The 14,254-nt window shown below is 72.0% G+C and carries 11 protein-coding genes, 1 tRNA gene and 1 pseudogene; 7 read left to right on the plus strand and 6 right to left on the minus strand.

What is annotated here, in order from left to right; translation table 11 throughout:
- Positions 1 to 4: 4 nt before the first annotated feature.
- On the minus strand, positions 5 to 1,948 hold the full coding sequence (locus K3769_RS34260) for a DUF2264 domain-containing protein (RefSeq protein WP_267030122.1): 1,944 nt from the start codon (positions 1,946 to 1,948) through the stop codon (positions 5 to 7).
- 293 nt (positions 1,949 to 2,241) lie between these two features.
- Here K3769_RS34260 and tdh point away from each other — a divergent pair, with 293 nt between their 5' ends.
- From tdh to K3769_RS34285, 5 genes are all read left to right on the plus strand, one after another.
- Complete coding sequence (gene tdh, locus K3769_RS34265; protein ID WP_267031662.1) at positions 2,242 to 3,270, plus strand: L-threonine 3-dehydrogenase; 1,029 nt, start codon at positions 2,242 to 2,244, stop codon at positions 3,268 to 3,270.
- A 54-nt stretch (positions 3,271 to 3,324) separates the two neighbouring features.
- Positions 3,325 to 4,527 carry a glycine C-acetyltransferase gene (locus tag K3769_RS34270; protein WP_267030123.1) on the plus strand — a complete coding sequence of 401 codons (1,203 nt, stop codon included), beginning with the start codon at positions 3,325 to 3,327 and terminating at the stop codon, positions 4,525 to 4,527.
- A gap of 38 nt (positions 4,528 to 4,565) precedes the next feature.
- Positions 4,566 to 5,492, plus strand: a complete 927-nt coding sequence (locus tag K3769_RS34275; protein ID WP_267030124.1) for a LysR family transcriptional regulator — start codon at positions 4,566 to 4,568, stop codon at positions 5,490 to 5,492.
- A gap of 88 nt (positions 5,493 to 5,580) precedes the next feature.
- Positions 5,581 to 6,135, plus strand: coding sequence for a helix-turn-helix domain-containing protein (locus K3769_RS34280; RefSeq protein WP_267031663.1), 555 nt, complete (start codon positions 5,581 to 5,583; stop codon positions 6,133 to 6,135).
- A 44-nt stretch (positions 6,136 to 6,179) separates the two neighbouring features.
- On the plus strand, positions 6,180 to 6,677 hold the full coding sequence (locus K3769_RS34285) for a GNAT family N-acetyltransferase (protein ID WP_267030125.1): 498 nt from the start codon (positions 6,180 to 6,182) through the stop codon (positions 6,675 to 6,677).
- Between the two features lie 49 nt (positions 6,678 to 6,726).
- On the opposite strand, the gene K3769_RS34290 is transcribed toward K3769_RS34285, so the two are convergent.
- The gene (locus K3769_RS34290; RefSeq protein WP_267030126.1) at positions 6,727 to 8,001 is read right to left on the minus strand and encodes an RICIN domain-containing protein; all 1,275 of its coding nucleotides are present in this window, start codon (positions 7,999 to 8,001) and stop codon (positions 6,727 to 6,729) included.
- Between the two features lie 227 nt (positions 8,002 to 8,228).
- Here K3769_RS34290 and K3769_RS34295 point away from each other — a divergent pair, with 227 nt between their 5' ends.
- Positions 8,229 to 8,588 (plus strand): MmcQ/YjbR family DNA-binding protein, encoded by a 360-nt coding sequence (locus K3769_RS34295; protein ID WP_267030127.1) that lies wholly within the window; start codon positions 8,229 to 8,231, stop codon positions 8,586 to 8,588.
- Positions 8,589 to 8,603: 15 nt separating this feature from the next.
- On the opposite strand, the gene K3769_RS34300 is transcribed toward K3769_RS34295, so the two are convergent.
- Both K3769_RS34300 and K3769_RS34305 read right to left on the minus strand, forming a co-directional pair.
- Complete coding sequence (locus K3769_RS34300; protein ID WP_267030128.1) at positions 8,604 to 9,515, minus strand: transketolase family protein; 912 nt, start codon at positions 9,513 to 9,515, stop codon at positions 8,604 to 8,606.
- Positions 9,516 to 9,565: 50 nt separating this feature from the next.
- Positions 9,566 to 10,264 carry a thiamine pyrophosphate-binding protein gene (locus K3769_RS34305; RefSeq protein WP_267030129.1) on the minus strand — a complete coding sequence of 233 codons (699 nt, stop codon included), beginning with the start codon at positions 10,262 to 10,264 and terminating at the stop codon, positions 9,566 to 9,568.
- Between the two features lie 152 nt (positions 10,265 to 10,416).
- Between K3769_RS34305 and K3769_RS34310 the strand changes: the two genes are divergently transcribed.
- Positions 10,417 to 10,490, plus strand: a tRNA-Pro gene (locus K3769_RS34310).
- A 127-nt stretch (positions 10,491 to 10,617) separates the two neighbouring features.
- Here the strand turns inward: K3769_RS34310 and K3769_RS40985 are convergent.
- Both K3769_RS40985 and K3769_RS34320 read right to left on the minus strand, forming a co-directional pair.
- A pseudogene (locus K3769_RS40985) lies at positions 10,618 to 10,937 on the minus strand (tyrosine-type recombinase/integrase); the annotation flags it as partial.
- 428 nt (positions 10,938 to 11,365) lie between these two features.
- The gene (locus K3769_RS34320) at positions 11,366 to 14,245 is read right to left on the minus strand and encodes a non-ribosomal peptide synthetase (protein WP_267030130.1); all 2,880 of its coding nucleotides are present in this window, start codon (positions 14,243 to 14,245) and stop codon (positions 11,366 to 11,368) included.
- Positions 14,246 to 14,254 lie beyond the last annotated feature (9 nt).

The raw sequence follows: 14,254 nt of genomic DNA on the forward strand, positions 1-14,254 counted from the left end.
CGGGTCATACGGAGACCGTGTCACCCTCCGGGAAGGTGATCCGGACCTCGTGGCCCTCGACCTCGCAGGACACCGACTCCCGTAACGCCTGAGGGTGCACCGAGTCGCGGGTCAGCGCGAGCAGCGTGACGTACACGCCTGCGTCACCCGGGTGGCCCGCGGCGCACCGGAGGAACGGCGTCGCCGAGTGCGGTCCGAAGGCGTTGGCCTCGGCCTCGCGCGCGATGCCCGTGTCCTCGTCCCAGCCGTGCAGCGCGACGACCACACTGGTCAGCCCGTCGCCGGTACGGGCCAGCGCCCAGCCGTACCCGCGTTCCGAGGCGGGCCGGGCCGGGCCCGCGACGGCGTAACCGCCCTCCCGGACCGTCACTCCGGACGGTGCGTGCACCCGGTGCACGCGGATCTCCCAGGGGCCGCGCAGCACGCTGGTGGTGTCGATCGTGAACCGTTCCTTCCGGCCGGGGAGCAGGCCCCATTGGCGGGAGGCCGCCGTCCGCCCGGAACAGTGCAGCGGGAGAACCCGCCGCCGGCGCGACGCGGTCCCGTCCGCGGCCACGAGTGCCACATGTCCGTCGACGTTGCGTTCCCCCGCGTGCGCGGCGGACTCGGGCGCAGTCGCCGTCGAGTAGCCGAACTTCGCGCAGTGGGGATCGTCCACGGGCGGATCGACCTCGACGGGCCCGGCAGGCACAGAGGGAAGAGACGGACCCGGCGGCCCGGCGGGTCCCGTCGGCGCGGTGCCGTCGCCGCCGTGGTTGATCAGGCGCACGATGCCGTCGCGCTTCGTGCCGTGCAGCAGCCAGCCCGGCGCCGGGAGCGCGGTGTACTGGTCCGACTCCTCCACCGGCAGGGGCAGTTCGCGTGCCGTCCACACCGGGTGCTCCGGCGGCAGCAGCAGGCCCAGGAACCCCGTGCTCGCCCCGTACGGCGACGCCGGCCCCGAGTGGGGCCGTGCCACCGGCAGGAACGTCTCGTACCAGCCGAGCGGCAGCAGTCCCCGTTCGTCGGGCACCCCGCGCTCGACGAAGTGCCGTACCGTGCCGGACGCCAGCCGCCTGGTGAGGCCCGGGGCCAGCGGCGTACAGCCGGTGAGGGCGCCCAGCCACGCGGGGGAGACGGCGGCGAAACGGTACGCCAGGGAGCGGCCGTGGTGCACGGGAGCGCCGTCGCCGCCGAAGAGGTGAGGGTGCACGGTGAGGTACCGGGCGAGCCGGTCCCGGAAGACCTGGCCGCGAGCGCCGCCCCCGCCCCCGGCCAGCCGGCTCCACAGCAGCGGATACAGGTGCAGGGCCCAGCCGTTGTGATGGTCGAAGACGCGGCCCTCGCCGTCGCCGTACCAGCCGTCGCCCGCGTACCAGTCGTCCAGCCGGTCCAGACCGGCGTCGATGTCGTCCTGCCGGTACGGCGCGCCGACCGAGGCGAGGAACTGCTCGGTCACCACCTGGTGCAGGCGGCGGTGGTCGTCCGGGGTGCGGCGGCCCACGACCCCCCACAGCCAGTCCACGATCCGCTCCCGCGTCCCGCCGTCCAGGCGGTCCCAGATCCAGCGGCGGCTCTCGTGCAGTGCGACGGCGATCGTGGCGGCCTCGGACATCTGCCGGGAGCAGTCGGTCAGTTCGGGCCAGGCCTCGCGGCCGTCGCGGTCGGTGCCCGTTGTCAGACCCCGCGCGTAGCGTTCGACAAGACGGGGATCGACCTCGCCCTGTGCCCCGGCGATCCGGAAGGAGGCCAGCAGGAACGACCGTGCGAACCCCGCCAGACCGTCCGCCGCCACGCCCGACGAGGAGGCCCGGCCGGGCAGCCGGTACTGCGCGAGTCCCGGCGTGGCGTACGGGACCAGGGCCTCCAGCAGCCGGTCGGCGAGCGCCTCCCAGTGCGCCCGCGTCCAGCCCGTGTGCGGCGACAGGACGTGGTCGGCGGGCGGCAGGGACACATGAGGTGCTGGCATGGCGGGACTTCCGACTCCTCGGTCGCGGGCACGGGCACGGGTGCGGACGGGGGCGGGCGCGGTCGTGGGGTTCCGCCTCCGGAGAGGGATACGGCCGGTGGCCACCGAAGGATCAACGGGAGGCCGACGGGGTGGCGGAAATGGTGTGAAGGAAAGCTGCGGCAGAGGTTAAGAAATCCTCGATGGACCCGGGGTGCCGATGTACGGCAGATTGCTGATCGAATCCACTCCTCTCCCCGGTGCGGGTGTCCTTCGGCATGCCTGGATCCGGGACCTCACGCACGGGAGCCCCGTTGAAGGCGCTGGTCAAGGAGAAGGCGGAGCCCGGGCTGCGGCTCATGGACGTACCGGAGCCGGTCGTCGGCCCCGGCGACGTACTGATCAAGGTCCTGCGGACCGGGATCTGCGGCACCGACCTGCACATCCGCAACTGGGACGGCTGGGCGCAACAGACCATCGAGGCGCCGCTCGTGGTCGGCCACGAGTTCGTCGGCGAGGTCGTGGAGACGGGCCGTGACGTCGGCGAGATCGCGGTGGGCGACCGGGTCAGCGGCGAGGGCCACCTGGTCTGCGGGAAGTGCCGCAACTGCCAGGCCGGCCGGCGCCACCTGTGCCGTGCGACGGTGGGTCTAGGGGTCGGCCGCGACGGCGCGTTCGCCGAGTACGTGGCACTGCCCGCGTCCAACGTCTGGGTGCACCGCGTCCCCGTCGACCTGGACATCGCAGCGATCTTCGACCCGTTCGGCAACGCCGTGCACACCGCGCTGTCGTTCCCGCTGGTCGGGGAGGACGTACTGATCACCGGAGCGGGCCCCATCGGTCTGATGGCCGCGGCCGTCGCCAAGCACGCGGGCGCCCGGCACGTCGTCGTGACCGACGTGAGCGAGGACCGCCTGGAGCTGGCCCGCAAGATCGGCGTCACCCTCGCGCTGAACGTCGCGGGGACGGGCATAGCCGAGGGCCAGCGCGCCCTCGGCCTGCGCGAGGGCTTCGACGTGGGCCTGGAGATGTCCGGCAACCCGGTCGCGATGCGGGACATGCTCGCCAACATGACGCACGGCGGAAAGATCGCCATGCTCGGACTGCCGTCGGAGGAGTTCGCCGTCGACTGGTCCCGGATCGTCACCTCCATGATCACGATCAAGGGCATCTACGGCCGTGAGATGTTCGAGACCTGGTATGCGATGTCGGTCCTCCTCGAAGGCGGCCTCGACCTCGCGCCGGTCATCACCGGCCGCTACGGCCACCGCGACTTCGAGGCGGCCTTCGCGGACGCGGCGAGCGGTCGCGGCGGCAAGGTCATCCTCGACTGGACCCACTGAGGGCTCCGGACCGCTTCCCCTGTCTTCCGGCTTCCGGACTCCAAAGGACTGATGATGTTCGATTCCGTACGCGACGACCTCCGCACCACCCTCGACGAGATCCGCGCCGCGGGCCTGCACAAGCCCGAGCGCGTCATCGGCACTCCGCAGTCCGCGACCGTGACCGTCACGTCGGGCGGCCGTGCGGGTGAGGTCCTCAACTTCTGCGCCAACAACTACCTCGGCCTCGCCGACCACCCGGAGGTCGTCGCCGCCGCCCACGAGGCGCTCGACCGCTGGGGCTACGGCATGGCGTCCGTGCGCTTCATCTGCGGTACGCAGGAGGTGCACAAGGAGCTGGAGGGGCGGCTGTCCGCGTTCCTCGGCCAGGAGGACACGATCCTCTACTCGTCGTGCTTCGACGCCAACGGCGGTGTGTTCGAGACCCTGCTCGGCGCCGAGGACGCCGTGATCTCCGACGCCCTCAACCACGCGTCGATCATCGACGGTATCCGGCTGTCCAAGGCCCGCAGGTTCCGCTACGCCAACCGTGACCTGGCCGACCTGGAACAGCAGCTGAAGGAGGCCGCGGGCGCCCGCCGCAGGCTGATCGTCACCGACGGCGTCTTCTCCATGGACGGGTACGTGGCCCCGCTGCGCGAGATCTGCGACCTCGCCGACCGTTACGACGCGATGGTCATGGTCGACGACTCGCACGCCGTCGGCTTCGTCGGCCCCGGCGGCCGGGGCACCCCCGAACTGCACGGCGTCATGGACCGCGTCGACATCATCACGGGCACCCTCGGCAAGGCCCTCGGCGGCGCGTCGGGCGGTTACGTGGCCGCCCGCGCCGAGATCGTCGCGCTGCTGCGCCAGCGCTCACGCCCGTACCTCTTCTCGAACACCCTGGCCCCGGTGATCGCCGCCGCCTCGCTGAAGGTCCTCGACCTGCTGGAGGCGGCCGACGACCTGCGCGAGCGGCTCGCCGCGAACACCGCGCTGTTCCGCTCCCGGATGACCGAGGAGGGCTTCGACATCCTCCCCGGCGACCACGCCATCGCCCCGGTGATGATCGGGGACGCGACCGTCGCGGGGCGGATGGCGGAACTGCTGCTGGAACGCGGGGTGTACGTGATCGGCTTCTCGTACCCCGTGGTCCCGCAGGACAAGGCGCGCATCCGCGTCCAGCTGTCCGCCGCGCACTCCACCGAGGACGTGAACCGCGCGGTGGACGCCTTCGTGGCGGCCCGCGCCGAGCTGGCGGCGGTCACCGGCTGACGGTCCGGGCCGGCCGGATCCCTGAGAGAATCGGCCGCATGATCGAAGCGCGGCGGCTCCACATTCTCCGGGCGGTGGCGGACCACCGGACGGTGACGGCCGCTGCCGCCGCGCTCTACCTCACGCCCTCCGCGGTCTCCCAGCAGCTGACGGCCCTGGAGCAGGAGACGGGACACCGGCTGGTCGAGCGCGGCGCCCGGGGCGTACGGCTGACGCCCGCCGGCGAGATCCTGCTCGGCCACACCAACGCCGTCCTCGCGCGGCTGGAGCTGGCCGAGGCGGAGCTCGCCGCGTACAGCTCGGGTTCGGCCGGCACGGTCAGCGTCGCCTCCTTCGCGACCGGCATCGGCCTCGTCGTCGCGCCCGCCCTGGCCCGCCTCGCCCGCACGGCGCCCGGCATCCTCCTGCGCGTCCAGGACGCCGAGGGCGACGCCAGCCTGCCGATGGTGCTCGACCGCCAGGTGGACGTCGCGGTCGCCGTCGAGTACCGGGGCGCCCCGGACGCCGACGACCCGCGTCTCGCGCACATCCCCCTGTACGCCGAGCCGTTCGACGCGGTCGTGCCCCGGACCCACCACCTCGCCGACCGTACGGAGGTACCGCTCGCCGAGCTGGCCAAGGATCCGTGGATCGGGCCGTACCCCGGCAACCCGTGCCACGACGTGGTGGTCCTGGCCTGCGAGCACGCCGGTTTCCAGCCCCGGCTCGAACACTCCTCGGACGACTTCCGTGCGGTGGTCGCGCTCGCCTCGGCGGACGCCGGGGTCGCGCTCGTCCCGCGCTCGGCCCTGCAGGGCATGGACCTCACGGGAGTGGTCGTGCGCCCCGTCGACGGCGTCGCCCCCACCCGCCGGGTCTTCGCCGCGGTACGCCGGGGAGCCGAGACCCACCCGCTGATCCTGCCGGTGCTGGAGGCGCTGGCGGAGGTGGCGGAAGCACCATCCGGTGTCCCGCATCTGGGATAGCATCCCGAATGTGAGACGAGATGAGGATGCGGCCCCCGGCGCCGCCCCCACCCACCCGAACCTCACGGACGTCCGGCTCCCGGACCCCGTGGACGTTCGGCTCGGCGCCAGGCTGGCCGAGTTGCGGGCCGAACGAGGCTGGTCGCTGGGCGAGTTGGCGGAGCGCAGCGGGGTGAGCCGCTCGACCCTGTCACGGGCCGAGCGCGCCGAGATCAGCCTTACGGCCTCGCTGCTGAACCGCCTGTGCGCCGTCCACGGCCGCACGATGTCGCGGCTCCTCAGCGAGGTCGAGGCCGAGGCCGAACCGGTCCCGCTGGTACGGGCCGCCGACCAGGCCGTATGGGAGGACCGGGCCGCCGGCTTCGTACGCCGCTCGGTGTCCCCGCCGCACGCGGGGCTGCGCGGCGAACTGGTCGAGGGACGGCTCGTCGCCGGCGCGGACATCGCCTACGACCGTCCGCCCGTGCCCGGCCTCGAACAGCACATCTGGGTCCTCGACGGGCGGCTGGAGGTCACGGACCGGGACACCGCACACCGGCTCGACTCCGGCGACTGCCTGCGGCTGCGGGTATGGGGGCCCACGCGCTTCCGGTGCCCCGGCCCGCAGGACGCGCGCTACGCACTGGCGGTGGTCCTGCCGTGACCGCCACGGCCCCCGTGACGTGCGTACGACTGACGGAACGTCACATGCTGTCCGCTGTCAACGAGTTGGCCGAGCTGCTGACCGACACGGTCGACGGTGGCGCGTCGGTCGGCTTCCTCGCCCCGCTCGACCGGCCCACGGCCGTCGACTGGTGGCGCGGGCGGGCCGGTGCGCTCACGGACGGCTCCCTCGCCGTATGGGCCGCGTACCTGGACGGCAGGATCGCCGGCACGGTGAGCCTCGTCCTCCCGGACAAGCCCAACAGCCGTCACCGCGCCGAGGTGGCGAAGCTGATGGTGCACAGGGAGGGGCGGGGGCGCGGCCTCGGGCGCTCGCTGCTCGCCACGGCCGAACGCGCGGCCGTCGAGGCGGGCCTGACCCTGCTGAACCTGGACACCGAGACCGACAGCCCGGCCGAGTCGCTCTACCGGTCGGCCGGGTGGATCCGGGCGGGCGTGATCCCCGACTACGCGAGGACGCCGACGGGGGAGCTGCGCCCGACCACGATCTACTACAAGTACCTTTCAGCTCCCCCCAACTGAACCTCCGTCACCGAACCGGCGCCACGGAACCCAGGTCACGGCGGGTCGGTCAGGAACGGGTGAAGGTCCACTCGTGGTTGTTCTGACCCTCCGGGGCGCAGGGCCAGATGATCAGGCTGCGCGTGGAGTCGTTGTTGGCGTAGGAGTCCAGGCACTGGTTGTTGCTGGCGGCGTTGCGTATCCAGAACCTGCCGTCGGACTGCTTGTCCAGCCACCACAGCTGGTTGTCGTTCGTGGTGCCGTTGCACGGAAACTCCGTGACCTTGGTGGCACCTCCGACGCCCTGGTAACCGGGCAGGTCAAGGCACATGCTGTCCATGACGTTGCGGATCTGAAAGAGCGGCGTCCCGCCGGGGCCGGCCTTGTCGTAACGCTTCTCGACGTTCCACAACTGGTTGTCGTCGGTGTTGCTGTTGCACGTCGCGTGCGTCACCGGCCCGTCCGCCCTGCCACTGCTGAAGCCGGGCACGTCCACACAGGTGCCGTTGGTGTGGTTCTTGATGAGCACCCTGGTCATGACCGCCGGCAGGGTGCTCGCCGCCTTCTTCGTGGTGGCCTTCTTCTTCTTTTTGCTCGGCGAGGGGCTCGGCTTGGGGGTGGTCGCGGCGGCCTCCTCCGCGACCGGCGGCGCGGCCACGGCCGCTGCCTTCTTCTCCTTCTCCTTCTTCTCCGGATCCGACTTGGAAGGGGAGGGAGTCCGGGTCTCGAAGACGCCGGCCGGGCCGCCCGCGTCGTTCAGGACGGTGTCGGCGGCGGCGTTGTCGACGGTCTTCTTCTCCTCGTCCTTGTCCGTCACCGTGATCAGCAGCGGTACGGCGACGAGGATGGCGCCCGCCAGCGCGGCACCGGCGAGCACCGGCTTACGGGGCCTGCCGACCGCGCTCCGGGTGGCGACGGCCGTGTTCTTGCCGGTGGCGGCGGTCGCGACGGCCTCGTGCTGCTCCCTGGTCGCCGCGGCGGAGAGCGCCTTCGCGTTCCCGCCGGTTTCGGCTTCGGCTGCCACCTCGGGCCTGCCGGCCTCAGCGGGTTCTTCCGCGGGTTCCTTCGCAGGCTCACCGGCGGCTCTCCCGGTGTCGGTGCCGGGGGTGGTGCCGGCGGCGACGTCGGTGTCCGGGTCCGTGCCGGTGTTCGCGTCCGGGCCGGTACCGGCTTCCGGTTCGCTCGCGGCGGCCTTACCCGCCGCGCCGCCCTCAGGCGTGGAGGCGGTCTGGGGCTTTCCGGCGGCGGGACCGGTGAGCTGGGCCGCGACGGCCTCGGCGTCGGGAGTGCCGGATGCCGCTGCGCGGGCGGACGGATCTCCCGATGCCTGCTGCTGGTCGGACATGTACTTCCATACCTTTCCTCTGGGCCAACGGGGAAGAGAGGAAACTGTTGTGGGGCGGGGTACGACCCGGATGCGGGGGCGCGGGCCGTACGGCTGGGGCCAGAGTAGTTGGTGTGGTGCCGGGAGCTGTCGGTCAGGCGGTGAATTACCGGAGCTCAGACCCGGGTTGTGCCACCTCCGGGACCGGGCCGACGGTTTTGTCGGTGCCGTTGGTTACGGTGCGTTCCATGCAGGATGCCGATGACGTACGCCGAATCTGTCTCTCTCTGCCCGACACGGTGGAGAAGATCGCCTGGTCCATGCCCACCTTCAGGGTGGCGGGGAAGATGTTCGTCACCCTGCCCGAGGAGGAGACCTCCATGGCCGTGCGCTGCCCGAAGACGGAGCGCGACGAACTGGTCCTCGCCGAGCCCGAGAAGTTCTGGGTCGCCGCGCACGAGGCCGGGTCCGCGTGGGTGCGGGTGCGCCTGGCGGCGGTCGAGGACGCGGACGAGTTGCGGGACATCCTCGCGGACTCCTGGCGGCAGGCGGCACCGACCCGGCTGCTGGACTCCCACCCGGAGTTGGGGGTCGTGGCGGACGGCTGAGACGGTCGCGCGCGGTCAGACCCGCGCCCGTACCCCCAGGAACCCGTCGAGCCGCGCCCGCAGTGACTTCGCGTCCAGCCCGTGCGCGGCCACGTGTTCCTCGACGAGGCCGTAGCGGCGCAGCTCCCGGCGGCCGACACCGAGGCCGAGCACGCGATGGGGGAGGTCCACGAGGGCGTCGTTCACGGCGGCGACCGACGTACCGGCCAGATACGGCTCGACGAGGACCACGTCGGTGCCGGCTCCTGCCGTGGCCCGGCGCAGGGCCGTCGTGTCGAAGGGCCGCACGGTGGTCGCGTACAGCACGGTGACATCGAGCCCCTCGGCCGCTTCGAGCACCGGGTCCAGCACCGGACCGACCGCGACGACCACTCCGGCCCGCCCCTCCCGAACGGTGTGGAACCGGGCGCCGTCGACGGGCAGCGCCCGGTCGTTCGACTGCGTGGACAGCCGTACGTACACCTTGTCGTCGCCCGCCGCGACGGCGTGCCGCAGCAGCGTCCCGGCCTCGTCCGGATGTCCCGGCACATGTACGGTCCAGCCGTCCAGGGTGTCGAGGAGGGCGACGTCGCCGGGGGACATGTGGGTGAAGCCGCCCGCCGGCCAGTCGAAGGACGCGGCGGCGCTGACCAGTACCGCGCCCGCGTCCTGGTGGCCGAGGTCCAGCTTGATCTGCTGGAAGGGCCGCTCCACGAGGAAGCTGGCGAAGGTGTGCACCACGGGCCGCAGACCGGTCAGCGCCAGCCCCGCGCCCGCCCCGATCAGCAGTTGCTCGCGGATGCCGACGTTGATCACCCGGTCCGGATGCCGGCGCCGGACCGCCTCGAAATCGGCCATGCCGATCTCGGCGAGGACGACGGCGACGCGCGGATCCTCGTCGAGCAGCCGTGACACGACGGGGGCGAACCGATCACGCATGGTGTCCATGGGGGAAGCCTTTCAGTGGAGAAGGTGGGAGTGGGGGGAGGAGACCGGCCTCAGCCGTCCTTCGGTTCGACCTGGGCGACGACCATGCGCGGGCGCCCCGGGTGCGGTGCCGTGAACGCGGCGTACAGCGCTTCGTGGTCCCGCCCGTCGACGGTCGCGGCGGACCAGCCCGCGGCCTCGAAGCGCGCCGCGATCCCGCCGGGCCGGGCGTAGCTCGCGGAGGAGTTGTCGATCACGACGGTGTGCAGGCGGTCGAGCCCGGCGGGGCCCGCGTAGGCGATGGCCTCGTGGTTGCTGCCCTCGTCCAGTTCGGCGTCCCCGACGAGCACCCACACACGCGGGTCGTGGAGTCCCTGGGCCCGCAGTCCCAGCGCCGTGCCGACCGCGATCGGCAGCCCGTGCCCGAGCGAACCACTGCCGATCTCGGCGCCGGGCACGAGCACGCGGTCCGGATGGTGCCCGAGCGGAGAGTCGTACGAGCCGAAACCCGGCAGTCGGTCGAGCGGGATGAACCCCTTGGCCGCGAGGACGGCGTAGTAGGCCATCGGCCCGTGCCCCTTGGAGAGCAGGAACCTGTCCCGCCCGGGATCGTCCGTCCGGTCGGGACCGACCCGCAGCACCCGGTCGTAGAGCACCCAGAGTGCGTCGAGGGTGGAGGTCGCCGCCGGGCCGTGCTTCTCGTCCCCGCTCATCAGCGCCATCAGGCCGGGCAGCGCCTCGTACCGGTGTTCCGTCGTTGTCGTCGTCATACGGACGATCGTGCGACCTCAAGCAAGGTTGAGGTCAAGCGGTGGCCGGGCACGGTGGCGGTGGGACAAAAGGAGTGCGCGACCACCGACCCGAGTGCGGTAGAGTTTCGATGTCCGTTCAGCCAGGGGAAACCCCAGGTCACGACGGGCATCGGGACGTGGCGCAGCTTGGTAGCGCACTTGACTGGGGGTCAAGGGGTCGCAGGTTCAAATCCTGTCGTCCCGACTGGAGACAGTCGCAGGTGAGGGCCGGTTTCGGAGACATCCGAAGCTGGCCCTTGGTCTTTCCTGGGGACCAGTTGGGGACCGGCGTCCTTGACCGGGGTCGGTGGGTCATGACGATCGGGCTCGGCCGGCAGGGAGCGTGGTGCGCGGAGCACGCTGAGGTGCGCGGAGAGTGCTGCGCCGGCGGCCGTGATCTTGTGTCCGTCCGGGTGCGGATAGCGCTGGTGGTGGTCAGCGAGCCGTGGCCGGCGATCCGGCGCAGGACATGGACCTGCACTCCCGCGTCGGCGAACCAGGTCAGTCCTGTGTGCCGGAGGTCATGGCGGCGCAGGTGCTCGTAGCCGAGCTTGGTGACCACGTCGTCCCAGTGGGTGGCGTCGCGCAGGACCGCGGTGGAGATGCGTCCGCCGCGCGGGCCGCTGAACAGGCGGGCGTCGGGGTCGGGCCCAACGAGTTCTTCATGGGCACCCCGGAGCTGCTGGAGACCAAGGTCCGTGCTCTCAAGTGCTTCGCCTCGCAGCAACAGCTGGACATGGACGTCTTCCGGCAGCCGGCCGAGGTGGCACACCGCCAGCACCTGCACCACCGGGTGGTTGAGGTTCCCACCGGAGTCAAGTCCGGTTCTGTGGGGGCCGTCCGGAAAAGGGTCTGTTCAACAGACACCTCGCTGGCGGCCTACCCAACGTCACGTACGGATCTGTGGGAGCCCGGGGTTGAGATACCCCGGGCTCCCCGACCGCTTTTCAGCCGTCGCTGACAGTGCTGTACCTCCTCGCCAAGGACCGCTGCCACCACCGAGAGGGATCACCACTCCAGTACGTTCGCGAGGCTACGCGGCTCGGGACGGTCCGATGTCTCCGTTCGACCCGGGGCGCTTCACATCGCAGCGTGCCCGTTCGGCTCCTCGATGAGCTCGCGGCCGGTGATGAGCGCGCTCACCTCGGCCGCGGTCGGGTGCACGTAGAGTTCGCGCAGTGACACCGGGGGCAGCCCGGCCCTGCGCAGCGCACCGGACAGCCGTACCGCGAGCAGCGAGTTGCCGCCGAAGACGAAAAAGTCGTCATCCGGGCCGACGTGCTGGCCGAGAATCTCGCGCCACACCCGCAGCACCGGGTCGTCCGTCGGTTGCCTGGCCTCGGCGGCCGGGGTGGTCCGGGCGGCCTCGGTGGCCGGCTTGAGCCTGCTCGCGTCGACCTTGCCGTTGATGGTGAGCGGCAGCTCGGACAGCAGTGTGAACGTGGCCGGCACCATGTAGTCCGGCAGGTATCGCGCCGCCCGCCGCCGGATGTCCTCCGCGGACACGTCGTCGTGCTTCGGCACCAGGTAGGCCTCCAGACGGACGTCGGCCGCGTCACCGGCGTCGCCGCCCAGCGCAACCACAGCGGCGGTGACGTTTCGGTCCTCCAGCAGGACCGAGCGGATCTCGCCGAGTTCGATGCGGAAGCCGCGCACCTTGACCTGCCCGTCGATCCGGCCGAGGTGGTCCAGGCGCCCGTCCGGGCGCAGCCTGCCCAGGTCACCGCTGCGGTAGACACGCTCCCCGGTGACCGGGTCGGACACGAACCGGGCGGCGGTCAGCTCCTCCTGGTTCAGGTAGTGGCTGGCCACGCCCGCGCCGCCGACATAGATCTCGCCGGGCACACCGAACGGCTGGACGCGGCCCGTGGCATCCCGCACGGACACCGACCAGCCGGGCATCGCCCGGCCGACCGACCGGGACCCGACGCCGACGTCCTGCGGTGTGACGGTCTGGCTGGTGACGTGCACGGTGGTCTCGGTGATGCCGAACATGTTGACCACCCGGCACCGGGTGTGCGGGTGACCGCGGAACCAGTCCTGCAGCATCCGCACGTCCAGCGGCTCACCACCGAAGATCACCAATCGCACCGCGAGGTCGGCGGAGCGCCGCAGGTCGACCTCCTTGAGCATGGCGAACGCGGACGGGGTCTGGTTCAGGACGGTGACCCGGTGCTGCACCAGGAGGTCGTGGAAGTCCTCCGGGCTCCGGGAGACGAAGTACGGCACCACGACCAGGTGCCCGCCGGTCAGCAGCGCGCCCCAGATCTCCCACACCGAGAAGTCGAACGCACTGGAGTGGAACAGCGCCCAGGTGTCCGCCGGCCCGAGTCCGAAATCGGTGGTGGTCGCCGCGAGCAGCGCGCCGACGTTGCGGTGGGGTACCGCGACGCCCTTGGGCCGCCCGGTGGAGCCGGAGGTGTAGATCACGTAGGCGATGTCGTCCGCGCTGCCCCCCGGGTCCAGGATCGGCTCACCGCCGGCACAGGACACCTCGCTCGGGTGCAACACGGTCACCCCGTCGACCACGGGAAAGTCCGCCGCGGAGGAGAGCACCAGCCGGGCGCCGGAGTCGGTCACCATGTGGACCAGCCGTTCCGCCGGATATGTGACATCCATCGGGACATAGGCGGCACCGGCTTTGAGTACACCGAGCAGCGCGATCACCAGGTCGGCGTCCCGGTCGAGGCACACACCGACCCGGTTCCCCGGGGCCACCCCGTGGCCGCGCAGCGCACCGGCCACCGCGTCGGACCGGGCGTCCAACTCGGCATAGCTCAACGTACGGTCCGGATCGGACAGCGCGGGGGCGTCCGGTCGGCCGGCAGCCACCTTGCGGAACAGCTCGTGGACGGGCGCGACCATCGCGTCGCCCCCGGCCGGGGTGCGCCCGGCGGCGACGATGGCGGCGGCCTCCCCGGTGGCCACCAGCTCGATGTCACCGACCCGGGCCCCGGCCGGAGCATGTGCCAGCGCCTCCACGAGTCGGTCGATGTGTCCGGCGAACTGCCCGGCGATCACCGGGTCCAGCACATCCTCGGCGTAGTGCAGGACACCGCTCAGGGTGCCGTCCGCGTCGTACTGCCACGCCAGTGTTACTGGAAAGACCGGCGCGAGGGCGGGTCGGTAGACGTCACCGGCGCGGCCCTCGGGCAGCAGGACCCCGACCGCCGGCATACCGGACGGCGGTTCGCAGCCCGTGGCGCCGGCGTGTGCCGCGGCGTCGAGCAGGTCGGTGACGCGTGTCGCGTCCCCGACCGGGAGCGCGACCGACCGCTGTGCGTCCCCGGCCGCCGGACCCCCGGTGATCAGCGCGAACTCGGCGCGCTCCGTCCCGCCGTAACGGGCCAGCGCGACCGCGGTGGCCGCCACGGGCACCGCCGCCGGCGCGTCGCCCGCGACCGCCGTGGCGGTCAGTACGACGGTGCCGGTCCGGCCCGCCCCGGTCGGGTCGCCGAGGCCCCACGGCAGATGGGGCGGGCCGTCGTGCTGAGGGCTTGCGTCAGCCGCCGGTTCGGGCAGTGTCACGGGATGTGCCGGGTCGGCCAACGCCGTGGCCAGCTGGTCCAGGGCACGTCGGTCCACGGCCCGGCGGTGTGCCACCAGCACCAGGTCGGCCGCGCCGTCGGCGTAGCCGAGCACGACGGCCCGCGCGATGACCGGGGCGCCGTTGACCGCGCGGCCGGCCTCCCGGGTGCGGCGCCTGTGCGCGACCCTGTCACCCGCGTCGATGTCCAGCGCCTCGTCGAACAGCTGCATACCGCGGAGGACCGGGTGACGCTCCGTCAGCGCGGTCAGGTTCGCGCGCACCGCCACCGCGTCGGTCCCGGCGGGCAGTCGTCTGATGAGGCTGTGGCAGGCACGGGCCGGGTCGGCGCCGAACTCGGCACGGGCGAAGAGCCGACCGCTCGGGTGATCGGCCGCAGGGACCTCCGAGGCCGCTTCGCTGGGGACGGACACACGCACTCC

Origin of the sequence: Streptomyces ortus, from assembly GCF_026341275.1 — a bacterium.
GTDB classification, from domain to species: Bacteria; Actinomycetota; Actinomycetes; order Streptomycetales; family Streptomycetaceae; genus Streptomyces; species Streptomyces ortus.

Excerpts from the sequence above, each read along its gene's own strand:
- K3769_RS34260 (WP_267030122.1), bottom strand. The coding sequence starts at position 1,948 with ATGCCAGCACCTCATGTGTCCCTGCCGCCCGCCGACCACGTCCTGTCG.
- K3769_RS34270 (WP_267030123.1), top strand. The coding sequence starts at position 3,325 with ATGTTCGATTCCGTACGCGACGACCTCCGCACCACCCTCGACGAGATC.
- K3769_RS34275 (WP_267030124.1), top strand. The coding sequence starts at position 4,566 with ATGATCGAAGCGCGGCGGCTCCACATTCTCCGGGCGGTGGCGGACCAC.
- K3769_RS34285 (WP_267030125.1), top strand. The coding sequence starts at position 6,180 with ATGCTGTCCGCTGTCAACGAGTTGGCCGAGCTGCTGACCGACACGGTC.
- K3769_RS34290 (WP_267030126.1), bottom strand. The coding sequence starts at position 8,001 with ATGTCCGACCAGCAGCAGGCATCGGGAGATCCGTCCGCCCGCGCAGCG.
- K3769_RS34295 (WP_267030127.1), top strand. The coding sequence starts at position 8,229 with ATGCAGGATGCCGATGACGTACGCCGAATCTGTCTCTCTCTGCCCGAC.
- K3769_RS34300 (WP_267030128.1), bottom strand. The coding sequence starts at position 9,515 with ATGGACACCATGCGTGATCGGTTCGCCCCCGTCGTGTCACGGCTGCTC.
- K3769_RS34305 (WP_267030129.1), bottom strand. The coding sequence starts at position 10,264 with ATGACGACGACAACGACGGAACACCGGTACGAGGCGCTGCCCGGCCTG.